Here is a 21,858-nt window from a genome sequence, read left to right as displayed (position 1 = left end):
TGCGCGGACAGTGCCGTTTACAATAAGAGGGAGTTATAAATTATAAGTAAAAGTGATTGCGGAATAAAATTAATATCCTATGCCTGACCTGATCAGAACACTTACAAACATACCGGTTACGCTTGCTATCATGGGGCTTATGATGGTGACCAGTATTGCTGCTTTCCGGAAACGTGATTTCTATTTAAAAATGATACTTCATCCCAACAGTATCATCAAAAGAAAAGAATATTACAGGCTTGCAACTTCTGATTTTGTGCACAATGATCCGATGCACCTGGTGATCAACGAGGTAATGGCATTTTTCATTTGCGGTCAGTTGGAGGGATTTTTAAATGCCAGGCGGAATTATGGCAGCCTTATATTCCTGCTGATTTACCTGCTGAGCCACTTTTCAGGAGTTCTTTTGGTTACCTGGCGGCACCGGAACAGTTATGCCTACTCAAGTGCCGGGGCATCGGGCAGTATTTTGGGGTGTATGCTGAGTTTTATGATGCTGAGCCCCGACTTCATCGCATTCTACCTGCCGATAGCAGGCGGCGTAAAAAATATATTTGCGGGCTTAATTGTGATTGCCGGGCTTATCGTTTATCAGTGGAGGTACGCCAACCAGATGATGGATCATGAGCTGCATTTTTTTAGTGCATTGGGCGGCATTATAGTTACGCTGGCCATATTTCCAAACTTACTTTAATACATCACCGGAAGGTCCGGCCCTCCGGTGATCAACAGTTACCACCATCCCAGGCAGGACGGGCCGGTAGCTGCAGCGATGGCACCCACTGCTGCGCCGGCTCCTCCAAACAGGCCGCCGACGGTGGCGGATACCACGATGTTGTAGCCGCAGGCTGACCCGCCTCTTAATTCATTTGCTTTTGCATCACATAGATCTTTCATATATAATAATAATTAAACCCGTTCCCAATATCGGGAGTTGAAGTAAAGGTCAAAAGATGCGGTGCCGTAAGCTAAAACCTTAACTTGTAATTTATTACTTTTGCTTATAGGAATATTATTGCGAAATATATTATGGACAGCATCGGAGATAAAATAAGGATCCGCAGACTGATGAAAAACTACAGTCAGGAGTACATGGCATTCATGCTGGATATTTCGCAGGCCGCCTATTCAAACCTGGAACGGAACGAAACCGAAATGACCATTAAGCGCGTGTTTGAAATAGCTGAAATTCTGGAGATGTCGCCATTTGAACTGATGCCTAAACCGAAGTTCGGAAGCGGTATCAATCACCTGAAATTCTGGCGTACGATCAGAAAATTCAGCGCGATATGGAAGGCTGGTATCAATGCCAGGAGATCAAGCCCTCCGGTCTTATAACTGGTACTTACAGTGACACAACAAACATGAAATGCAAATAATTTATAAGTACAGGTTATAGCATTTTACCTCCCAATCCTCCAAATTCACTCATACCAATTTGAGAACGAGTGCTATGGACTACAGATCTTATGAGAAGCGGCTTGATTACATCCTGGAACTGATCGGAAAGAACAGGTTCCGCACCATAGATGATGCGGCCACCCGCTTCAGCTGCAGCACCCGAACCGTTAAGAGAATGCTGAATCACCTTCGCGACCGTGGCCATGATATACAATACGACCGTCTTCAAAAAAAATATTTCATCAAAAAAAAAGAGTGACATTTTCTGTCATTAAGCCGGATATACCTTTATGCCATACATCAGATTATGGAAAAGAGGTCGGACAAATTCTTAAAATACGCCACGGGCCTAATCGCCCTTTTATGGTTTTACGCAGCCGTAAGCAAATTGCTTAATTTTCAGTATTTCATCTCAGCGATGCACAAACAGCCGTTGGGCAGATCGCTTCAAACACTGATGATTTATGGATTGCCGCCAGCAGAGATTCTGACAGGAATATTGCTGATCGTTAAAAAGACCAGTCTGCCCGGACTTTATATTTCGGCAGCTCTGTTCTTTGCCTTTACGATTTACACCGGCCTGATCCTGCGTCGTTTTTTTAACCACGTTCCCTGTGCTTGCGGCGGCTTAATTGAACATATGGGATGGAATTTTCATTTATGGTTCAATATCACATTTCTGGCGCTGACCTCTGTTTCGATCATGATCTATACAAGAAAGGAGGCAGGTGACATATAGTCTTATTTACAAATTAGCGCTTTTACGAGGGAGTTTGCGAAAGCGAAACAGGAGCTGCCGAAAACCTGCAATCAGAGTAGGCAAGAGTCAATTAATTCTGTTATAAAAGTTTTTCTGATGCTTTTTGATTTAATAAAGCATTATACAAAATGCGCAAATTAATCATACCAGTGGTTGCCATTATTATGGCATTCGGGTCAAGTGCTTTTACCGCTAAAAAAAGCACCAGTAATTTTTTTAAGTATAATGGGGCAACCCGTACACAAACGGATATTCAGAATATCAATAACTACACCGCACGAACTGACAATCCCTGTGAAGATGTTACTAATGTTTGTGGAGTAACGTTAAGTACCGCCAAAACTGTTGGGCAAACCCCGGCGAGTTCCGAATTTAATGCGGAGAAGGCTAACCTCTGGTTATCACAACAGAATCATTCACCGGCTGATGGTGCAATTGATATGGAGCCATAAAAAAGGAAAGGGGCAGCTGCCCCTTTCCTTTTTTATGGATTTTGCTGCAGTCCGCTTAGGTTGACCGCATTCTGATCAATCTGGAAAACGTAGCGAAGTCCGTTAGGTTCCAGCGAATAAGTAGCGATATTTAAATTTCTGGTCAGGGTCTTGGCATAATCAGGGTCCAGATTCAGCCGTCTTAAATCAGTCCAGCGCAGTGATCGGAAAAGTAAATCCTTCCTTCTTTCCTTTAGAATAAGCTGAAGTAATTGTTTAGGATCTGTAATGGTATAGGGTATAAATGTTCCCTTTTTCCATCTGGTGAAAAGCAGTGTATTTAAAGCCTCTAAAGCTTTGTTGCTGTCTCCGTTTCTTACCGCCGCCTCTGCCTTGACGAAATACAATTCATTTGTTGCAATGCCGGTAAATAAACTGGCACCGGCCACCCCGGTGTAATTGCCCTTAAAAGCCCTGCTGCCATCTGCGTTTGTTTTAAATAATACTGTTTTCCGGAGATCCTGCTGGGCATATGAAGTAAAGAGAGCAGTATCTACTTTTGCCTTCGACTGGGACAACGCCTGCGGGCCACCCGCTCTCGAGTCGTAAATCACCTCATCGTTGAATTGTTTAAAAGGTATGGCAGCTGCCGGACTTAAGGTGTTATAATCAATCAGCTTGTTGTACCGATTTAACGCGGAATCAGCGTACAAACCCGCGTTTTTGAAATCACTCATCGAAAGGTATAGTCGTGCAAGCATTCCATAGGCGGCTGCCTTGCTTGATCTGTATTTTACATCAGGAATTGCGGGAAGCAAAGGAACAGACCTCCTTAGGTCATTTAAAATGGTGTTGTAGGTCTCCGATACAGTCGAACGAACTGGTCTGACTGCAATATCGGATGTCAGCCGGAGTGCTATTCCCAGATCACTGTTTGCGGATGCCTTGCTATAGGCTTTCGCATATAACTGAGCCAGGGCATAGTGATATGATGCACGAACGAACAATGCGTTACCCTCAACGGTATTTCGTCTGGCTGCATCTCCGCCTGAAACTTCTGGCAGTGCTTCAAGTAAGATATTAGTGTACTCAATTGCCAGATATGGTGAAGTATAATCACCCACAAAATTTGGTGACTTTTGCCAGCTGTAGTAAAAACGCTGCGGATCAATCAGACTGTTGAAATCGGTTGCTGTCAGGTAAAAATCGTCTGAGGCTACTTCTGATGCAGACGGATACCGGCCGTTTATGGTGCCGTACGCATTCAGAATGCCTTCGAGGTCTTCTATAGTTGAAGGCGTGGCGATTGACTGATCCGGTTTCGCATCCAGGTATTTTTTGCATGCGTTCAGGGAAAATAGCGGCAAGAGCCAAAACAATAGCAGGAGCAGCCGGGAACTAAATCCGGGCTTTATGTTATATGAATTTTTCATAATTTAAAATTTAAAGATTGGCTTTGATTCCGGCAGAAAGGGATACCGGCGGTTTATAGTTATACAGCACGTCCGGATCAATTCCGGCATGGTTTGCTTTCCATAATATCAGGTTGAGCTGGTTTGCGTACAGGTAGAATTGTAGCGATTTTATTCCAAACAAGCGTTTACCCGGATAAATAGTGTAACTCAGGTACACTTCCTCCAATTTAACATTATCCGCTCTTTCTACATTGACAGATGCATAGTGATAGAATTGATCTCTGAGATCATTTCCCGGGTAAATGAAAGACGGTACATTGGTGTGTGCTTCATCACCCGGTTTCTGCCATCGCTGGTCGTAATCTGCATACCCTGCGCCGTAAGTTATGAGGCTTGAGTAATTAGTTGTTGGGCGTCTGAAATAGTAATTGAACCGGTACGAAAGATTGAAGGCCAGTGAAAATCGTTTCCAATCGAAACTGTTTCTTAATGTTCCGAATATCGGGGGCAGAGCTGAACCGCTTTTTACCTGCTGATCAAATGGGTTTTGTGCTATCGCCGCATAATCTTTGCTGACGATACCGTTAAGGTAACCTTGCGGGTCACCCGTTTTGGGGTCAAGCCCGGCCCATTTGTAGCTGACGATAACGTATGGATTTTCATTCAATACAGGAAAGATGGTATTTCCATCGCTGACTAATCCTGCCGTGGTTGGCGGGTTCAGGTTTTTTATCGTTTTAAAGTTGATATAACTAAACAACAAAGTTGACTTCCATTTCAATGATCCGTTCAGATTGACAGAATTTAAAACTACATCAGCGCCTTTCGAAAATATCGTTGCGGAGTTTTGGTTTGCACTTGTGAAACCGACAGTAGCATCCAGTAAGACACTGTTTATCAGATCCACGGAATTCTTGGTGAAATACTCGACAGAGCCGCTGAGCCGGTTATTAAACAGGCTGAAATCGATACCAGCGTTGAAGGTTTTTACCTGTTCCCACCGAAGATGCGGATTAGGCGGTGCGGCAATTCCTGTGAACGGAACCCGTATCGGCGAAGTAGCGGCGGTATAGTATTGAATTTTCGTTAAGGCTGATTCGTTAGGGGACAGGTTGCCGCTGACACCGTAGGTTATTCTCAGGCTTAGTTGAGGCAGCCAGGAAACATTATAGAACTTTTCGCGGTCAATTTTCCATAACGCGCCTGCAGACCAGAGCGGCACCCACTTTTGATTGGTTTGTACACCAAATAAATTAGAGGCGTCCCGTCTGGCGGAGCCTGATACCGTATATTTATTATCAAACGTGTACGCAGCATTGGCAAAGACTGAAACAAACCTGTTCAGGTAGCTCGTGTACTTGGTGCCGTTGTTGATATAACTATCACCGAATATACCATCATAAGTCGGATATTGATTGGCATAATCCACACCGATTGTAGTGAGCGTGTTCGGATCGTAACCATAAATAACCTGTGTAGCTGAATTGCTGCGGGTTTCCCTTATTTCGGAGCCCGCTATCGCGGAGATCTGATGTTTATCACCCCAGGACTGATCGAAAGTGAGTTGTCCACGGACGGCCTGTTGTTTATTAACCTGATCATAAGTGTTCAGAATACTGTTTTTAGGAACGGCATAAGTAGTACTGTTATCTGACAGTTGGGTAAATGTATTGATGTAGTCTCTGGTTGAGTAAGAATTCAGATTCTGAAGGTTATTTGCTGATGACCACGATTGTTCAAATTGATACTTGAAGTCCGCTTTCAGCCAGTTTAAGACCTTGTATGAAGATCCCACGTTCAGCAAGATATCAGTCATCGCAGATCGGTTATCATTATTGGCCAGTTCCTGCAGCGGCCTGTATTTCCAGTCTAAAAGACGTCCGTTACCTGCCGTGTCAGTAAAGGCCCTGCTGTAATACAAGTCAACTGCTGCAGGCGAGCCATCACTGTTGACGAGCCTGGTATAAGGAGACATAGTTGTGTTGTTGTACCTGTATGACCCGTAACCGCCCGGACTATTAGTCGTTGTGTTTGTCCGGGTCAGGATAACGTCTGTGTTTAACAGCCATTTCTTTGAGAGATCAATCTGATTATTGGACCGGATGGTCAGGCGGTTTTTATTGTTCCCGCGAAGGTTATCCTCGTCTTTATCATAGCCTGCCGACACAAGATAACGAACGCTGCTGCCTGACCCGTTGAGATTTAGATAGTACTGCTGGTTCAACACATTCCGGTAAAGGTACTTTTGAAAATCATTCCTTACATCCTGTGTGCGCAGCTGATTTATTTGCTGATCAGCCTGAGCGCTTGTGATTTCACCATTCCTTGTCTGGTTAAGCAGTGCAACGACCTGTGAAACGGCAGGGAAGGAGGGATCTGAAAACAGGTTGTTGTAATAACCCTGACTGAACAGGTTTTTCTCCAGATCAATATAACTGCTGACTGGTATCTGACTCCCCGAAAAAAGATTTGGCCTGGATTTCAGGGTGAGATTGGAATTGAAAGCCACGTTAAGGCGCTGGTTTGCTTTCGCCTTTTTTGTATTGATGACAATTACACCGTTTCCTGCACGTGCGCCCCAAATTGATGATGCAGCCGCATCCTTCAAAACAGTAATGCTTTCAATGTCATTGGGATTAATGTTATTAATGTTACCTGAATACGGGAAATTATCAAGGACAATCAGGGGAGAAGACGCATCATAATTGAGTGTGCTTAATCCACGGATCTGGATAGTCTGCTGATTAGGATCCCGACGGTCAATCTGTAAACTGCTCGTGATGCCGTCCAGTCTGCTGATAATGTCAGTTCCTGTTCTTTGATTAAGCAATTGATTATCCAGCTTATAAAATGAGCCTGTAGCTCTTTCTTTGGGAATATCCTGATAGCCCGTACTTACGACAACTTCCTTTAATTCATTTACCAGCGGCTCCATCGTTATACGAAGCAGAGCCGAAAGCTTAGAATCAATTATTTTAATTGCCGGTTTGAACCCCATATGAGTTACAGTTATCGTATCTATCCCCATTATGGTCATTTCAAACCTGCCGTTTTTATCGGTAGTTGGACGAGGATACTGGTGTTTTGCAGTTATAGTCGCGCCCTCAATTGGCTCATTTGTTTCAGATTTTACTTCACCGTAAATCTTTACAAAATCTTGCGAGAAGGCCTCAGACAGATTAAACGTAAATAACGCTAAGCATAAAAGAAAAAATCTGTTTTTCATAATGTCACCTTTCTTTGGATTGTCCGAGTTCTTTCGATCCGGTGTTTAAGGGTAACTTTCTCGCCCGCAAGAACCTTTGCTATATTTTCTGCGGTGAGTTCGCTTTTATCGGGGATGGCAACGATAGTTCCATCCGGACCAATCCATACAGCATAGGGTACGCCATAAAAACTGAAGTTTTCCGAAAGCGCTTTATCCCGATAAACTATCGGAAGTGTAAACGACCGGGCAGACCATGAATTCATGCGGTCGATCACTATCTTCATACTTCTCTCGGTTTCATGGTCATTTTCGGGATTGACAAGAAATACCTGAAGTTTCCCCTTGAATTGGCGCTGAAGTGAATCCAGTTTAGGAAAACCGGCTATACATCCGCCACAGAAAGAATTCCAGAAATCAAGAATGATGATCTTGCCTTTGAAGTCTGAAATTTTTGCAGTTTTTGATTTCCAGTTCATAATGTTTGTGATCTGTACATTCGGCATTTTATCGCCGACCTCCAGAAATTTAGTGGTTGGTTTTGTTTGGGCTTTAGCCTCAAAAAAAAGGCATAGTAATCCCAGTAAGCATATTTTTAGCTTCATTTTAGTTGTTGTTAAATGTCAAAAATTGGATTAAACTCCTTGAAATCTTTAGGAGCGTGTTATTCAGGGGGAGAAATAAGAAGCAGCCAGGAATGGACAGGATAGCTATTCATGACCATTCTCTCCCTGCTGGCTTTGTGAAACCCCGTTCGCCTGGTGTACTATGTAAGCCGCGGCCACCAGGTCGCTTAACTGATCGAAGAACAGGGCTACTTCTTTGTCTGAAACTTCAGATTTTATGGTGCAATCTTTTGTAGTCCAGCATTGAAATAATTTGAAGAAAAGGACCTTTGCAGAATCAGGTGTATTGTTTTTAAAAAAAGATGTAACCATCCTTTGAAAGGATGAATTTGATGTAAGATTATTTTTTATCACTGCCACTTCCATTTTCAAGAAATTTATGTAAGCCGGCATCACGAAGAAAAATAAGGCGTGGAACTCAGCTTAGCCGCCTTAGAGGTACTGGTAAGAACCCGGGAACGGACAAGTGAGCCCACGCCTATAGCGTGAGCATTTCACCCATCTTCTCGTTCCCTTTTAAAATTACCAGTTTTCTAAGGCGAGATTTTAAGTGCGAATGCTTCTTATATTATCTGAAGAGTCGCAAAATAACGTAAATCAATTCTAAATCATAAATCAAATATAATAAAAAAAAATTATTCACGGTAGAATTATACCGTGAAATAGTGAAAAAAAACTTCTCTATTTAGAAAAAATAAAATTTCAGTCTTTGAAAGATTACTCGATTCTTAAAAATAATTTTGGCTTACATATAAAAAAAATCCGAGAGGCCAAAGGATTTAGCCTTCTCGAGGTTGATCGAAGGTGCGATTTGGATGAAAGTAATATTTCAAAAATTGAAAACGGTAAAGTTAATATTCAACTCTCGACCATTTTCGAACTTGCCAAAGGACTTGGCGTTGAACCTAAAGAATTATTAGACTTCGAAATCTAACTGACACCGCGTGACTATTGTATAGGGTAATTTACATTTACCTTAAGCTTCTGGTAATCGTATGCGTTATCTTTATCCAATAAAGCGAGATCATCATAGTATTTATTTGCCATCATCTTATAGGCGTTAAATTGAGCTTTCCGTTCAGCAATCTGCTTTGCATTAAATTTCCAGGATTCATCGCCGGAAAATCGGTAACATAACTCTTTGTAAACCTGGGCACGCAATACTTTTAAATTAAAATCAATCATTTTAAGATTGATTGCTTTTTCCACCATGTTTTTTGCAATGGTCAAATTCTTTAAAGCCACGACCGAGGACGCATTTGGTTCCGATCTAAGGTTGTTAAACTGTACATATAACAAAGCCCGAGAAAGCAGACTGGTTGTATCAGAGGGATTGATTTTTATACTTTTATCTAATGTGTCAGTTAACGATAGATATTTGTCGGCCCTGGGAACAAAGGACCCGTCATTGATAATCAATTGTCCGGCTACCAGTCTTATGGGAACCTGAGCGGTTGAGATCGAAACTATAAAAAAGCAAATGCCCACCATTGTGAGTTTGGTTTTATGTTTTACCATGACAAAGGGGTTTAATCACAAAGCAACGGAAAGAAGGCCAGAACTTCAAGAAAAAACATATTAGTAAAACTTATAACCCGTTGAAGATTTTAAGCTCATAAGCTAAATAGACCAGGCACCATAAAAGCACTAAGGCCAAAGCAAAAATTACATGTCTCTTCTTATTCAATTGACGTAGATGATTTGTGAACACTACTTTAACGACTAAACGCTACTTATAAAAGCTTTGCCTGGTTGAATGAGGCGTTTACAAAGCTAAATAGTGTTGTGTTAAAACACAACACTATTTTTATAGAAAACAGCCAATTTTCCCCCAGTTGTAAATACTGTGATGGCAAGTGAAACCTCCAAAGATTATCTTATTAAATTCGGCCATCATCTTCAAACGCTCCGAAAAAGCAAAAACCTATCTTTCAGAAAATTAGCAGCCAAATGCGATTTAGAGCACAGCGATATTAAGAGATATGAGAAAGGTGAAATAAACATGACGTTTGCCTCTTTGTTTGAGCTTGCTAAAGGGTTGGAAATCCCTTTAAAGGAATTGATGGACTTCTAAATATTTAATGTAATTATCGAATCCAATTTCAACCACCAAAAAAATTATTGCAATTTTATAGGTGACTTCAAACCTTTTCGTATATTTCAAGCTAAATCGCAATGTAAGTCAGAATTATTTTGATTCAATTGACATTGTTTATCTGAAATTAAACCTTAGACCATTGAAGTGCGGCCAATGAATAACGAAAATAAATTTCGAGCAATTGATTTCCCGCAATCGAGCCAATATAGTTCAGATTCCAAGCGACTTCCACTTGAGTTTTACGAAACAGCGATCCCCAAAGCTGAAACTATGGACATGGTTCTTGGATACTTTAGCACTAACGCTATTAGAACCCTTTGCATGGGATTTGCAGAGTTCATATATAATGGCGGTGTTTTGAGAATTGTTACGAATCATGAATTAACCGAAATCGATAAGGAGAATTTGCTGGTCGACACCCTATTACAAAATCAGGATACAGTTATAAATATATTCAGCGATTTAGATTTACTCCGGAGAGAGCTTGGGCCATTTGGACAGCATTTTTTTGATTGCCTAAAATATCTAATTTCACAAAAAAGAATGGTATTACAACCGGTTATGCACAAGCCGATTGCGATGTCACATTATAAAAAAATTATACTTTTTGATGGAGCCGACTATTTATACGTTCATGGAAGTGCAAACTTCACTAGTTCAGGTATTGTAAAAAATGGAGAGAGCTTTACAGTAGATAAATCATGGGGAAGTGACACAGAGATCTTCAGGATCGAGGAAGAAAGGACGAACTTTAATTTGATTTTCAATAAGAATCATTCTTCTTATATCTACCTTAAGCCGGATGAAGTAATCAGTATTATTGAAAAGGTTGGAAATACACAAACCGAATTGGAATTACTCGACACCTCACTCTATTTGAGAAGTCAACAAGAAATTTCAAAACCTGCCCAGGAATTCTATAGAAAAAGAGAAGCTGAATTTAAGCTCAAAATAGATTTTATTAAGAATAGTCCGAAATTCCCATTTAATAGTTCTCCCCGAGAATATCAATTGGAAGCTTATCAGAATTGGAAAAAAAATAACTATTCAGGCCTATTCGCCATGGCCACTGGAACAGGAAAGACGATTACAGCTTTAAATTGTGCATTGACAGAATTTAATAAGACAGGTGAGTATCACATCATCGTTTTGGTTCCGTCAAAGGCATTATTAGAGCAATGGGAAAGTGAATTAAAAAGTTTCAATTTTAATAATATTCTTAAAGTTGGTGGCGGAAATAATTGGCAAGGCGAAATCTCCGATTATTCCAGCAACTACAAATATGATATTAGACCTAACTTAGCAATTATAGCTATCAATGACAGCTTTGTAATGCCAAAGTTTCAAAAGTATTACAAAACATTCCAAAGGGACTTTTTGCTAATCGCAGATGAAGCTCACAATTTAGGAGCACCAAACATAAAAGAAGTATTAAGCCAAATCGACCCTAAAAAGCGAATCGGTTTAAGTGCAACGCCCAAAAGAATATATGATCCTGAAGGCACAGAGTTTTTAAGCCAATTTTTTAAAGACAAAGAACCCTATTGTTACAGCTTCACAATGGAGCGAGCCCTGAAGGAGGGGCGACTGACAAATTATTATTATTACCCCAACGTTGTACAATTAGAAACGGATGAGCAGGATACTTATAACAGGATATCAAAAGAATTATTGAAATACTTTGATTTCGACAAAGGACAATTCAAGGATAGTCCTATAGTCGAAATATTGCTCTTAGAGAGAAAAAGAGTAATTCATAAAGCTCGACAAAAGCTCCCCTGCTTTATGAAAATTTTAAAGGATTTAAACGCTAAGAACAAACTCAAATTTGTTTTTACCTATGTACCTGAAGGGATTTCGTATGATGAAAAACCTGAAGGCGAAAAGTTGATTTACACTTTTATAAGAAAAGCACATGAATTTGATCCGAATTTAAGGCTATCGTCCTACACATCTGCTGATTCAGGACATGGGAACCTACTTAAAGCATTTACAAACGGCGAAATTGATATAGTTTTTGCTATGAAAATGCTTGATGAAGGAATTGATGTTCCGAGAACTGAAATCGGAATTTTTGCAAGTAGTACAGGTAATCCGAGACAATATATTCAAAGAAGAGGTAGATTACTGCGGACTCATAAGGATAAATTATTTGCAAGTATTTACGATATGATTGTCACACCTCAGACATCCGATCAAGACCCTTCTTTATTTAAAATAGAGCAGAATCTTTTAAAATCAGAGTTAATGAGAGTTGCCTATTTTGCGAGTTTATCGATGAATTTTAAGGATACCCAAACGGCTTTAGCTGATATTACAGCAAAGTATGATATTGATATTGACACATTAATAATAGATTTACAAGAATGACACCAGAGAACTTATTAAAAGATGTTTTGAGTGATGAAGAGCTTAAATCTAAATACGGTCTAAGTGATTCAATGATCAATAATGCAAGGCTATCTGCGCCTTATGAACATGAAATAATTGAATATCTTGCTGCAATAATCATAGCAACTATGGACCAGCATTTAGCTCCCCAATCGGTCTATAATAAAATTAAAAATATAGTAAAAATCGCATAATATGGCCTCGATCATTAATCAGGTAAGCTTTCATAACTTCTTTAACTACTATGGGACTTACGATAAGAACGAATATGATTTTACAGATGGGGTTAATATTGTCATAGCAGACAATGGAACAGGAAAATCGAAGTTTTTTAACGGGTTCATGTGGCTTTTTTATGATGAAGTGTGGGACTCTGACACAAAGAAAAAAGCCCAAGTAAAAACTTTTGCCGTAAAAATGATTTCAGATAAAGCCAAAGCTGAGGCAAGTGTAGGGGATATTATTGAATGCGGTGTGAAAATTCAGTATTCAGATAATCGTTATCGGTACCAAATAGTAAAAAGCCTAAGGGCTAAAAAGCTTGGTGAATCAATTACTGAACAGCGCGATTGGCAGGTTTTTATTAATGAAATCGAAATTTCAAAAAAAGACATCATATTGCTCACTTACCATCCTGTTTATGATGAAGAAGAAAAGATCAAGATTTTAAATAAATTAATACAGGTTAATCTCCGTCCTTATTCCTTATTTCAAGGAGAGGAAGTAGATAAATTAATAGACTTCTCTGATCCAAAAGCTATAAAAAATGCTGTTACAACATTAACTTCGATTAATAAATACGAAGACCTGAAAGAAATTACAGCGTATATATCTAAGAGGGCAGAGGAAAGCTTAAATAGGAAAATTGAGTCATCAACAGAAGATACAGCGAATTACGATAGAATAATTCGCGATCAAATTGATAAGAGAGAATCACTTGCTCATGAAGAAGAAAAACATCTTCGATTTCAAGAATCCTTTGACGAAAACCGGCTCGAAGTAGATAAACTGGAGGCACTAAACGAAAACGCAGAAAAACGAAAAGTATTTGACGACAAAATCAAGGACTATAATTCGCAATTAACCTTGGTTAAGGAAGAATATGAATTACTTACTACAAAAATAAACAGTAGATTTTTTGATGGGAATTTTGCCTGGTTAGGACTTGGATGTGAAAAGTTTGTAGAAGTATTTAAAAATAAAAACAATGCTTACACAGAAAAGCATGTAGCCTTCCGACTTGATAAATTGAACGAAAGTAATTCAAATAAGGTTAGCCTTTTGCCTGTCGGATCGCCAGACCCAATTACAGTCAGAACCATGATTGAAAAAGAGTTCTGCTATGTATGCAATCGAGATGCGAAAAAAGGATCGCCGCCATATGAACATTTAGTCAGCCTACTTGAACGACCTGGAAAGAAAATTGAAGTTGAGGTTTTTAAAAATGATTTAGGTGCTTTTTTTAGTGAAATTATGACTGGAGCACAGCCATTTATCAGTAGAATGGCATCGGTTCCAGATTCAGTCAAACAAACTCGACTTAAAGAAAAAGAGATCAATGATAAAATAAAGTCGCTCCAATTAAAAATAAAAGATCAGCGAGATAAACGCTCCCATCTAATTATAGGCGAGGAAGATTCTGATGCAAGCAGTCAGCGTGCAATAATGAGCCAATACCGAGGAGCAATCAGTAGAATGGAGCGTGCAAAAGCTGATTTAGAGACGAGCGCTGAAAGGGTTGCGAAAATTAAAAGAGATCTCAATCTTCTTGGAGATGAAATTGGAAGAATGGGCGCGTCAATTAAAGACGTCCCGGAAGCATATAAAACAAATTATGGTTTTGCATTTGATTTAAAAAATGCTGCAGAAAGAACCAGGACAAGAGTTTATAAAAATATGCTTGATACCTTGGAGAATTATGCTAACCAGCATTTTAAAAATTTAATAAAATATAACGATATCAAGGGCGGAAAACTCAAATTCGTTAATACTGCCAATGACACTATTGAGTTTTTTTATATCGATAAGTTAGGTAATGAAGTCTCCGGTGCATCAGAGGGATTTCAGAGAATGAAGGTGCTATCAGTATTGATGGCGATAATTTCTGTAACTAAAACCGGCTATGAATACCCTTTACTCGCCGACGCTCCTTTGTCAGCCTTTGGACAGGGCTTTATTAGAGGTTTTTTCGAAGAAACAGCGAAAGTTTTTCCACAGAGTATAATTCTCATAAAGGATCTTTATGATAAAACCAGCCCTAATAAAATTAATGTTTTAGGGCAAGAATTATTATCCAATGTGGATATAAAAACTGTTTACCTAAATGAAATTCCCGAAGACTTAGATCAGATTGATATTTATACGACAAAAAAGAAAATTAAATGACCAGCCAAGATTTTAAAGCGGCTATTCTTGCCAAAAGTCCTCACTTCGCAAACTCAAATCAAAAAGTATTTGACGCATTAGCTAATAAACTACAACGATCTGGGCAATTCAGTCAATTTGGTGCATTGTATGAGTTATTCATATATTCCTTTTTCATAGGAATTCATATCAATTCCAAAATCGAATTACCAGAAAGGAAACATACGTCTGAATTTGCAAAAATAGGAGCATGGAAAAGGGAATCTCCTATTATCAATTTTATCCTATTTATTGTTTTTAGCAGGTCAGAAGAAATTGGCTTCGATTGGAATCAATTGGAGCATATGAGTGAGAAAGAAATCGAAGATGTTCTAAAAAATATTGTCACTTTTTTGGAGGAATATGCACATGGTGGATTAAATTATTTGAAAAATAAATATGATAGTGATGATTTAGATAACTCTCAATATTTATTTATTGACGTTTTGGATGATGTAATCGAGAAATTAGAGTCTATCGAGGAAACCAAAGAAGAAGAGCATGAGGAAGAAATAACCGAAGAGGTTAGCCCTATAAGAATAATTACAGCCCTAATTAAAGTAGGAGAAACTACAAATGTAGAATTTAAATCAACTTTACGGGTGAATTTACATACTAATAAACCAGATAAAGCAATGGAACATTCATGCATGAAAACCATTGCGGCATTTTTTAATAGCAGTGGAGGTTCTTTAATCATCGGTGTAGATGACAAAAAGCAAGTCTTAGGGTTAGATAATGATTTTAATTCGTTCAATGAAAATAAGGACAGATTCGACGAATTTCAAAAGCATCTTGATAATCTTATTGAAAGTTATTTTAATAATGGCATATTTTCGCTTTTAGATATCTCCTATCCAGTAATTGAAGATAAAACGATCTGCGTTATAAAAGTGAGACATAGTGCTAAAGGGCAGGTTTTATTATGTAACAAAATGGACAACAATAAAGAAGAGTTTTATATTAGGAGATCAGCCTCAACAAAAAGTCTTAGTGCAACAGAGATGATCAGTTACATTAGAAGCCAGTGGGGGTAAGTAGGTCCAAACGTTTTAATTATTAGATCACATTTAATTTTGCATCAAAAGTTACCCAATACTGTGCTTTATACTGTTCTATAAATTGGGTAGTATTTTGAGGTTTTCCTAAATATTCCAATTTGCTCAAAATATCATTATGGATTTTTGATATGCTTCCAGCACTTCCTGTTTTTCCATAAGGACCTGTATTAGTAAAATCAACATCACCTATTCCGATTAAAACCCTTTTAAATAATTCAACATTCAACAAATCTACTTTAGCCCAATCTTCTTTCATTTCATCTTTAAAGATTTTTAGGAATAGTAGGTTAAGCGTTTTTAGCAATGCGCCTACGCCCATCCCTTTAGAAATTATACTTTCACTCGGAACGTTCCACTCTGGTTTTAATTCAGAAACTGCATTGAAAAATCGAGAAATTACCCTTACTATGTTTATGTGATTATCTGTGTTTTTAAAATACTTCAGGAAAATTGGTTCGTAAAATGAGCCCTTTGCTTTTGCAGAAATAAACCTAATCGTAGAATCTATAAAAAAAGCCTGTGAGATCGATAACCTGCTTTTAACCTCTGCACTTAATCCTTTGGGTGTAATACCGAGCATCTTAATTCTCCCTTTAAATGGACTTCCATCTAACTCGTTTAGCAGTTTAGTGACGTTATGCATAAAGGATAATTCGTCTATTTCTCGTGTAAACTCCCCGGTAAGCTGATATAATAGAGATTTATTTACCGGTTTTTGTTCATAATTTATAGTATAGAATTGTTTTGCTATGATTGACCTATCCAACCCAATAATAAAGGCAATAATCAAATCAAATCCCTGCTGTATTGAAACATCAGATTTCTCCAAACCAACCAATCGATGCTGACCATCAATGACTAAAACCGAGTTTTTTACATATGGGATATATAGAAAGTAATTATCATTGTGGTTGCATAAAAAACTTAAAAAAGCCGGTTTGTCCTCTAACTTGGCGAAATCTTCTTCAGTTGAGTTTTCATTGATATCAAAACTTTCCCAATCATTTATTAATTCACAGTTAGCAATTATGGTATTGGGAAAAAAGGCGAATTCTTCATTTTTAAGAAAGCTTACAATTTGGTTGATCCTATCATCATTAGGGTTACGCTGAAAATCCTTCTCATTGATATTAAGTTTGTCGTCATTGATTAAGTGCGAGTAATATTTATCATCTTGTTCAAAAGAATTAGCTAACGAAGAATGTTTATCTAAATCATATTGAGCAGGTCTTACTGTAAAAACCTCCAAAAAATTAGTTGCATTAATTGTTGCCAAATAAAAGGATTTCGATTTTTGTGTTACTTTTAATAACTGGACTTTGAGATAATCCCTATTGTTAAGGTTTATAATTTTCGTTTCCATTTTATAACCCTTGTTCTTTTAGCTTACTTTCCAAATCTGTAAAGTCGTTTTTTTGAGATAATAGCCTTCCAAAAAGTAAGGTAACTGAATCTTCAGTGTCTAATATATTAGTTTTCATCAACACAATAAATCTCCCATGTAAAACTGAAATTAATGTTAAGCCTATCACTAAAACGAGAATGACGTAGATAAAAGGGTGGGATGTGTTTACAAATTGTCCTATTTGCAAAATGTACAAAAGCCAACCAATTGAGGACAAAGACCATACTCTTCTTTCCAACTTGTTTCTTATTATATCAATCTCGTCAATCAGATCCGTAATACGGCCAACAAAATTTTCTGGTACATTCGCAGGAATTAGCTTTTCTGAGATTGCTGTAGATGCAGTTCGGATAACATTGATCCCTAAAAGAGTAACACTACCTCCTATGAGTATTTCTGTTACGGTCTTATGATAGGCAAAAGAATTAAAATAATTATGAATAATGGTAAGAAAGATTGGCGAAATAATAACCATTGATGGAAAGTAGAGATTATTAAAAAACCAGCTTTTGGTTTTTTTCTGCCGTGCTATCGAAACTATCTTATAGGTGCTATATTCCTGATTGGTAAAACCTAAAAGCTTAAATAAATGAACCTCGTATTTCTTAGAGGAAAAGTAAATAGATGTCTTCTTAAACATTTAGTACAAAGGATTGAGGCTCACGAAATTATAACAATAATATTTCAATCCAATTTAGCTATATTATAGTTTATAAAACAATTTCGACTAAAAAAAAGAGATATTTTTTTCGATTTCATTTATCAGGAAATCAGTTCCAGTTATTGAATCCTTATTTAGAATGTCTTTGCTTATAAGTTGTAACCCTTCATCTATGTGCATTTTAACATACTTGGGAATGTCCTTATCTGATTTATTCAAATTATAGTGCACACATATTAATGCTATATAAACATCAGTATAGTTTCCAAATAAAACCTTGGTATTATATTCTTTACCAGCGGAATCTTGAATATTATTCAAATCCAACTTGATATCCTTGGATAAGGAATAGCTAAAAGCCATCCTTGCAATAACGTTTTCAGCTCCCAGATTTAATTTGTTGGTTAACTGTGTTACAACATCTCTATTAATCTTTGATGTTTTTATGTTACTGAACATATGACCTTTGCAAATTATTAAACTGATCGAATAATACCTCTGGCGAAACGTCAGAAAATTTTGATTTATAGGGAGCTGTCTGAGTGATAAGATAGCTTTTGCCAACTTTTGGCAAAAGCATTAAGTACTCTTCAAAATTTAATTCTTTTTCCAATAATGGAAATACCACAACCTGGGAAGAAATCGTTGGATAAAAATCTTTGATGATATTACCCGCATGTAATTTATCCAGTTTTTGCAAAGGGCTATCAATAAATACCGGAAATTGAATATTAGATTCTGTAATTAATGCTTTTAATAATGCAGTAGCATACAATTGTTGTTCTCCCTTTGATAGACTGTCTTTATTGATAATTGATTTACTAAAGTCATATAAATCCACATCTATCAAATCACCTTCTACCTTTACTTCAACTCTTTCAACAAAATCGCTTTTGTGCATAAGCCGATTAAGCTCTTTTTTTATGTTTTTTTCTAATGAGCCTTTTTTCTTTTGCTTCAACTGATAAATAAAAGTTTCCAACTGTTTAATGAGCCGTTCTGCTGTTTCTGCCTTAAGTTGGTCCGATTCTTCAATTCGAATATGTTTTGTCTGTTCGGAAAGCTGGCGTTTAATACCAATAATTTCCTTCTCCAGTATGCCAATTTTAACCTTTATATCTAAGATGCTATTTTCCAGGGTATTAATTTCATTTTGTAGGGAGATGTACGTTTCTTTCAGCGCCTTAATTACCGGATCATCTGCTTTTGCCTCTGCATCCTGGACTTTCTTTTGGGTAATGTTATAAGTGCTTTGTAAACGTCGTCCATCGGCAACCAGGGTTTTGAATTGCTTACTATAGACATTTCCCAAATTATCCATAACCGCATTAAATAGATTATGCTGTTCTGAATTAAAATTTAGTAATACTTTTTGTTCTGTATTTACATCAGCAACTAAGTTTTCAGCCAAAATATTTTCTATTTTTTTTGAATTGAATTCAGGAAGTTCATTAAAAGCAGCAAGTAAGGCATTATATTTCTCCTGCATCAAATTGCTAATCAACTGATGATGAGCTTGTCGTTCCTCTAAATTAAGTTGTCGCCGTACTTCATGCATTTTCCTTGCAAGCATTGCAAACGGGGCTAACTCAAGAAGATCATTAAACCTGTTCTTATTCTTAACAATCTCTTCTTTCAATTGAATTCTGATTTTCTTGAATTCTTGTAATTCTTCAAAACTCATTGCACTGCCGGCACGAACCAATCTTTCTTGAATTTCAGAGAAATCACTTTTCTTGATTATCCATTCCTGTTCCTTTTTAATTAGATTGTTTTGATAAAGCTCTAAGAGATTATTGTTCTCAATTAATTTTTGCTGATGCGTTTCTATTTTTTTAAGGTCAGCTTTATCAGCCGATTTCTTACTAATTCGCAAAAGCAAATTTTCAAGATTTGACTTAAGGTCGGTGTACTTTTTAATGCCGAGGACTTCGGTATATGCCTTGCTAAAATATTGTTTTTCCTCTAAGCTTTTAACTTCAGCCAGGGCTGTAATCTTCTCCGCGTCAAAGAAAAAGAATTTGGCTATTTCCTTTGGTAGGATAAAATCGTTGATGAATATCTCAGTACCTATCGTCTTTGTTAATTCATTTGGCTTACCATCGATTAAAATTTCAATAGTTTCATTCCCGGATATTATGTGATAGGTTCTTTTGATAGATACTTGTTTACAAGATAAATGAGGAATAAATATATTAGTTAAATAAACGGTTACACTAAAAGAAAACGCCTCAGCAATCTTCTGCCGGCCGTTTTCTTTTTCTAATACATTATTGGTGCCCTGCACTGCTCTTTTCAATTCAGAATCCTGGGAATGGGCTTCTTCTAATGCGGGGCGGTTCATTAGTTTGGTGGCATATTTCTTATATCCGCCACTTTCGTATATTTCTTTTCGATAACGCTCATCCACATCAGTCATTAGTTTGCCGTATAAAACCCAAACTAATGAAGTAAGTAAGGATGTTTTTCCAAAACCATTTTGTCCAGAAATTACGGTAACATGCTTTTCAGGATTGATAGATAAGGACAAATCATGACTTCCATGATAAACCCGAAAATTGCGTACACTAATTTTATCAATTAACATACTGAACGTTTTTTAAAGTCTCTCTCAATATGATTTTCAAAATCGCTTTGTATACCAAAATTGTTGACTAAAATTATTTTTGATTTTTGAATTTCCAAAAGTTCCGAGATCAAGTTAAAATCAGCAGGATCAGCACAAATCTCCTTTAAAAGATCTTTTTCGAATACTTGTCCGTCTGAAAAATCTTCATTTTTCATTTGGGTTTTATAAACGCTGTTATAAATATCTGCCACATTGAAATCAAAGATCGAATCCCGGTGCCAAGTCACTTGAATGGCAACAAGCTCCTGATAATTTATCAAAATCAAATTTGGATCTTCCTCTTGTACTTGCTTTTGCGCTTTTAGCAAAATACTAAGCATATAGGCTCTTTTTTCGGGTAAATAAGGCCCCCAGGTCTCTTCATCGGCATCATCAGCGCTCGAGTTTCTTCTCCAGGTCTGTCTCCAGCTTCTATCATTTCGAAAATCTACCAGCATATCACGAAATTCTACGAGTGGTTCCATCCATTCTTCACCATTGTCAATCAAAGCTTCCATTGATTTATCCCGTTTGACTACGCTGCAAACCCAGCAACCGAAACGGCTTTGACCGCAAGAGGGGGTAGTAGTATCTATAACTAAAGGACAATCACCCCCGGTTGCATTACGATAAAGTGTAACTAAAGCCCTATGTGTTCCGCCCCAAGGTGGATTAACTTGTAATAAGTAGGTCCACAATTCATCGGTTAGTACATCGGAAATGGGTGAAAAAACAAATGCGTTAGGTAAAACGTGTCTGCGAAGCCGTTCGCTATCGATATGAATTTTATTGTTTGCTATGCTTTTCGCGCGAGTTGCGCTTTCGTCACTTCGCGTCCCTAATAAAATTATGGCTTCACCAACCTCACTAATTTTGCTCCGTATAAACTCCGTAGTTGGGTTGATTTTTAAGCGATCTGTACACCACCTGAATGAATTATTTGGTGCTGGATACCCTTTCCCTAATAGATTTACCCAAAAAGTGTCTTCTAACCGCGGAGTAGTCTGGTGCACTGTAATCGGTAAATTTTGCTCTGCAGCAGCTTTTTGGATGTTGTGCAGTGTTATATTGATAAACTGAGCGATCTTTGGATTTTCTACCAAAGTGTCATTACATACGATGTATACCTTTCTGCTACGCAGAATAGGGTCAATTTTCAAGATCGACAGCCAAACCAATTGAAGGAGCATAGTGCTATCTTTACCGCCGGAAAAGCCTATTATCCAGGGTCTTGGATTGTCGTCATTAATGTACTGATCAATGATTTCAGCCTCAATGTCTTTAATATTTAGTGCCATAGTATATATGCAAATTTAAACTTAACATATTAGAATAAGGTAACAATTAGTCATAGTAGTGAATAATTATCTACATTGTGGAAAAGTAATATTTA

General features: G+C 37.7%; 22 protein-coding genes. 11 read left to right on the top strand and 11 right to left on the bottom strand.

Translation table 11 applies throughout. The features are described 5' to 3' along the window. Window positions 1-79: 79 nt before the first annotated feature. Complete coding sequence (locus tag BLR84_RS06395; RefSeq protein WP_090466165.1) at window positions 80-694, top strand: rhomboid family intramembrane serine protease; 615 nt, start codon at window positions 80-82, stop codon at window positions 692-694. Between the two features lie 38 nt (window positions 695-732). On the opposite strand, the gene BLR84_RS29955 is transcribed toward BLR84_RS06395, so the two are convergent. Then, window positions 733-897, bottom strand: coding sequence for a hypothetical protein (locus BLR84_RS29955; protein WP_176851976.1), 165 nt, complete (start codon window positions 895-897; stop codon window positions 733-735). A 132-nt stretch (window positions 898-1,029) separates the two neighbouring features. Here BLR84_RS29955 and BLR84_RS06390 point away from each other — a divergent pair, with 132 nt between their 5' ends. The 4 genes from BLR84_RS06390 (at window position 1,030) to BLR84_RS06375 (ending at window position 2,613) form a co-directional block, all read left to right on the top strand. Continuing rightward, window positions 1,030-1,338 carry a helix-turn-helix domain-containing protein gene (locus BLR84_RS06390; protein WP_090466163.1) on the top strand — a complete coding sequence of 103 codons (309 nt, stop codon included), beginning with the start codon at window positions 1,030-1,032 and terminating at the stop codon, window positions 1,336-1,338. A gap of 115 nt (window positions 1,339-1,453) precedes the next feature. Next, window positions 1,454-1,660, top strand: a complete 207-nt coding sequence (locus tag BLR84_RS29635; RefSeq protein WP_143013845.1) for a DeoR family transcriptional regulator — start codon at window positions 1,454-1,456, stop codon at window positions 1,658-1,660. A gap of 48 nt (window positions 1,661-1,708) precedes the next feature. Beyond that, window positions 1,709-2,140, top strand: coding sequence for a MauE/DoxX family redox-associated membrane protein (locus tag BLR84_RS06380; protein WP_090466159.1), 432 nt, complete (start codon window positions 1,709-1,711; stop codon window positions 2,138-2,140). Between the two features lie 149 nt (window positions 2,141-2,289). Further along, window positions 2,290-2,613, top strand: a complete 324-nt coding sequence (locus tag BLR84_RS06375; protein WP_090466157.1) for a DUF6520 family protein — start codon at window positions 2,290-2,292, stop codon at window positions 2,611-2,613. Window positions 2,614-2,645: 32 nt separating this feature from the next. Here the strand turns inward: BLR84_RS06375 and BLR84_RS06370 are convergent, their stop codons facing one another. The 4 genes from BLR84_RS06370 to BLR84_RS06355 form a co-directional block, all read right to left on the bottom strand. Beyond that, window positions 2,646-4,025 carry a RagB/SusD family nutrient uptake outer membrane protein gene (locus tag BLR84_RS06370; RefSeq protein WP_090466154.1) on the bottom strand — a complete coding sequence of 460 codons (1,380 nt, stop codon included), beginning with the start codon at window positions 4,023-4,025 and terminating at the stop codon, window positions 2,646-2,648. 10 nt (window positions 4,026-4,035) lie between these two features. Beyond that, window positions 4,036-7,233 (bottom strand): SusC/RagA family TonB-linked outer membrane protein, encoded by a 3,198-nt coding sequence (locus BLR84_RS06365; RefSeq protein ID WP_090466151.1) that lies wholly within the window; start codon window positions 7,231-7,233, stop codon window positions 4,036-4,038. Continuing rightward, a complete protein-coding gene (locus tag BLR84_RS06360; protein WP_090466148.1) occupies window positions 7,230-7,817 on the bottom strand; it encodes a TlpA family protein disulfide reductase in 588 nt (195 codons plus the stop codon). The genes BLR84_RS06365 and BLR84_RS06360 overlap by 4 nt, the downstream gene beginning before the upstream one ends. A gap of 105 nt (window positions 7,818-7,922) precedes the next feature. After that, window positions 7,923-8,150: a hypothetical protein gene (locus BLR84_RS06355; protein ID WP_143013844.1), complete on the bottom strand. Its 228-nt coding sequence runs from the start codon at window positions 8,148-8,150 to the stop codon at window positions 7,923-7,925. Window positions 8,151-8,547: 397 nt separating this feature from the next. Between BLR84_RS06355 and BLR84_RS06350 the strand changes: the two genes are divergently transcribed. Then, window positions 8,548-8,772 carry a helix-turn-helix domain-containing protein gene (locus BLR84_RS06350; RefSeq protein ID WP_090466142.1) on the top strand — a complete coding sequence of 75 codons (225 nt, stop codon included), beginning with the start codon at window positions 8,548-8,550 and terminating at the stop codon, window positions 8,770-8,772. A gap of 14 nt (window positions 8,773-8,786) precedes the next feature. Here the strand turns inward: BLR84_RS06350 and BLR84_RS06345 are convergent, their stop codons facing one another. Next, window positions 8,787-9,356 carry a hypothetical protein gene (locus tag BLR84_RS06345; protein WP_090466140.1) on the bottom strand — a complete coding sequence of 190 codons (570 nt, stop codon included), beginning with the start codon at window positions 9,354-9,356 and terminating at the stop codon, window positions 8,787-8,789. Between the two features lie 331 nt (window positions 9,357-9,687). Between BLR84_RS06345 and BLR84_RS06340 the strand changes: the two genes are divergently transcribed. The 5 genes from BLR84_RS06340 to BLR84_RS06320 all read left to right on the top strand — a co-directional run bounded on the left by BLR84_RS06340 (window position 9,688) and on the right by BLR84_RS06320 (window position 15,767). After that, window positions 9,688-9,912 (top strand): helix-turn-helix domain-containing protein, encoded by a 225-nt coding sequence (locus BLR84_RS06340; RefSeq protein WP_090466137.1) that lies wholly within the window; start codon window positions 9,688-9,690, stop codon window positions 9,910-9,912. Window positions 9,913-10,089: 177 nt separating this feature from the next. Continuing rightward, entirely contained in the window at window positions 10,090-12,306 is a 2,217-nt protein-coding gene (locus tag BLR84_RS06335) for a DEAD/DEAH box helicase family protein (RefSeq protein ID WP_090466134.1), read from the top strand. Continuing rightward, entirely contained in the window at window positions 12,303-12,521 is a 219-nt protein-coding gene (locus tag BLR84_RS06330; protein WP_090466131.1) for a hypothetical protein, read from the top strand. The genes BLR84_RS06335 and BLR84_RS06330 overlap by 4 nt, the downstream gene beginning before the upstream one ends. 1 nt (window position 12,522) lies before the next feature. Beyond that, complete coding sequence (locus BLR84_RS06325) at window positions 12,523-14,712, top strand: ATP-binding protein (RefSeq protein ID WP_090466128.1); 2,190 nt, start codon at window positions 12,523-12,525, stop codon at window positions 14,710-14,712. Further along, a complete protein-coding gene (locus tag BLR84_RS06320) occupies window positions 14,709-15,767 on the top strand; it encodes an AlbA family DNA-binding domain-containing protein (RefSeq protein WP_090466125.1) in 1,059 nt (352 codons plus the stop codon). The genes BLR84_RS06325 and BLR84_RS06320 overlap by 4 nt, the downstream gene beginning before the upstream one ends. 22 nt (window positions 15,768-15,789) lie before the next feature. Here BLR84_RS06320 and BLR84_RS06315 read toward each other — a convergent pair whose 3' ends face one another. From BLR84_RS06315 to dndC, 5 genes are all read right to left on the bottom strand, one after another. Further along, entirely contained in the window at window positions 15,790-17,154 is a 1,365-nt protein-coding gene (locus BLR84_RS06315) for a DGQHR domain-containing protein (protein ID WP_090466122.1), read from the bottom strand. Between the two features lies 1 nt (window position 17,155). Further along, a complete protein-coding gene (locus BLR84_RS06310; protein ID WP_090466119.1) occupies window positions 17,156-17,836 on the bottom strand; it encodes a hypothetical protein in 681 nt (226 codons plus the stop codon). An 87-nt stretch (window positions 17,837-17,923) separates the two neighbouring features. Continuing rightward, entirely contained in the window at window positions 17,924-18,316 is a 393-nt protein-coding gene (locus BLR84_RS06305; protein WP_090466116.1) for a DndE family protein, read from the bottom strand. After that, entirely contained in the window at window positions 18,306-20,444 is a 2,139-nt protein-coding gene (locus tag BLR84_RS06300; protein ID WP_090466114.1) for an AAA family ATPase, read from the bottom strand. Before BLR84_RS06300 ends, BLR84_RS06305 begins: the two co-directional genes overlap by 11 nt. Then, the gene (gene dndC / locus BLR84_RS06295) at window positions 20,438-21,763 is read right to left on the bottom strand and encodes a DNA phosphorothioation system sulfurtransferase DndC (protein WP_090466111.1); all 1,326 of its coding nucleotides are present in this window, start codon (window positions 21,761-21,763) and stop codon (window positions 20,438-20,440) included. The genes BLR84_RS06300 and dndC overlap by 7 nt, the downstream gene beginning before the upstream one ends. Window positions 21,764-21,858 lie beyond the last annotated feature (95 nt).

The organism is Mucilaginibacter sp. OK268 (assembly GCF_900103125.1).
Lineage (GTDB): Bacteria > Bacteroidota > Bacteroidia > Sphingobacteriales > Sphingobacteriaceae > Mucilaginibacter.
This window is presented reverse-complemented; position numbering and strand designations above follow the sequence as displayed.

Bases quoted from the DNA above. Each gene is read 5' to 3' on its own strand.
- BLR84_RS06335 (WP_090466134.1), top strand. From the start codon at position 10,090: ATGAATAACGAAAATAAATTTCGAGCAATTGATTTCCCGCAATCGAGC.
- BLR84_RS06305 (WP_090466116.1), bottom strand. From the start codon at position 18,316: ATGTTCAGTAACATAAAAACATCAAAGATTAATAGAGATGTTGTAACA.
- BLR84_RS06360 (WP_090466148.1), bottom strand. From the start codon at position 7,817: ATGAAGCTAAAAATATGCTTACTGGGATTACTATGCCTTTTTTTTGAG.
- BLR84_RS06315 (WP_090466122.1), bottom strand. From the start codon at position 17,154: ATGGAAACGAAAATTATAAACCTTAACAATAGGGATTATCTCAAAGTC.
- BLR84_RS29955 (WP_176851976.1), bottom strand. From the start codon at position 897: ATGAAAGATCTATGTGATGCAAAAGCAAATGAATTAAGAGGCGGGTCA.
- BLR84_RS06380 (WP_090466159.1), top strand. From the start codon at position 1,709: ATGGAAAAGAGGTCGGACAAATTCTTAAAATACGCCACGGGCCTAATC.
- BLR84_RS06340 (WP_090466137.1), top strand. From the start codon at position 9,688: ATGGCAAGTGAAACCTCCAAAGATTATCTTATTAAATTCGGCCATCAT.
- BLR84_RS06310 (WP_090466119.1), bottom strand. From the start codon at position 17,836: ATGTTTAAGAAGACATCTATTTACTTTTCCTCTAAGAAATACGAGGTT.
- BLR84_RS06395 (WP_090466165.1), top strand. From the start codon at position 80: ATGCCTGACCTGATCAGAACACTTACAAACATACCGGTTACGCTTGCT.
- BLR84_RS06370 (WP_090466154.1), bottom strand. From the start codon at position 4,025: ATGAAAAATTCATATAACATAAAGCCCGGATTTAGTTCCCGGCTGCTC.
- BLR84_RS06365 (WP_090466151.1), bottom strand. From the start codon at position 7,233: ATGAAAAACAGATTTTTTCTTTTATGCTTAGCGTTATTTACGTTTAAT.
- BLR84_RS06330 (WP_090466131.1), top strand. From the start codon at position 12,303: ATGACACCAGAGAACTTATTAAAAGATGTTTTGAGTGATGAAGAGCTT.
- BLR84_RS29635 (WP_143013845.1), top strand. From the start codon at position 1,454: ATGGACTACAGATCTTATGAGAAGCGGCTTGATTACATCCTGGAACTG.
- BLR84_RS06320 (WP_090466125.1), top strand. From the start codon at position 14,709: ATGACCAGCCAAGATTTTAAAGCGGCTATTCTTGCCAAAAGTCCTCAC.
- BLR84_RS06390 (WP_090466163.1), top strand. From the start codon at position 1,030: ATGGACAGCATCGGAGATAAAATAAGGATCCGCAGACTGATGAAAAAC.
- BLR84_RS06325 (WP_090466128.1), top strand. From the start codon at position 12,523: ATGGCCTCGATCATTAATCAGGTAAGCTTTCATAACTTCTTTAACTAC.
- BLR84_RS06300 (WP_090466114.1), bottom strand. From the start codon at position 20,444: ATGTTAATTGATAAAATTAGTGTACGCAATTTTCGGGTTTATCATGGA.
- BLR84_RS06345 (WP_090466140.1), bottom strand. From the start codon at position 9,356: ATGGTAAAACATAAAACCAAACTCACAATGGTGGGCATTTGCTTTTTT.
- dndC (WP_090466111.1), bottom strand. From the start codon at position 21,763: ATGGCACTAAATATTAAAGACATTGAGGCTGAAATCATTGATCAGTAC.
- BLR84_RS06375 (WP_090466157.1), top strand. From the start codon at position 2,290: ATGCGCAAATTAATCATACCAGTGGTTGCCATTATTATGGCATTCGGG.
- BLR84_RS06355 (WP_143013844.1), bottom strand. From the start codon at position 8,150: ATGGTTACATCTTTTTTTAAAAACAATACACCTGATTCTGCAAAGGTC.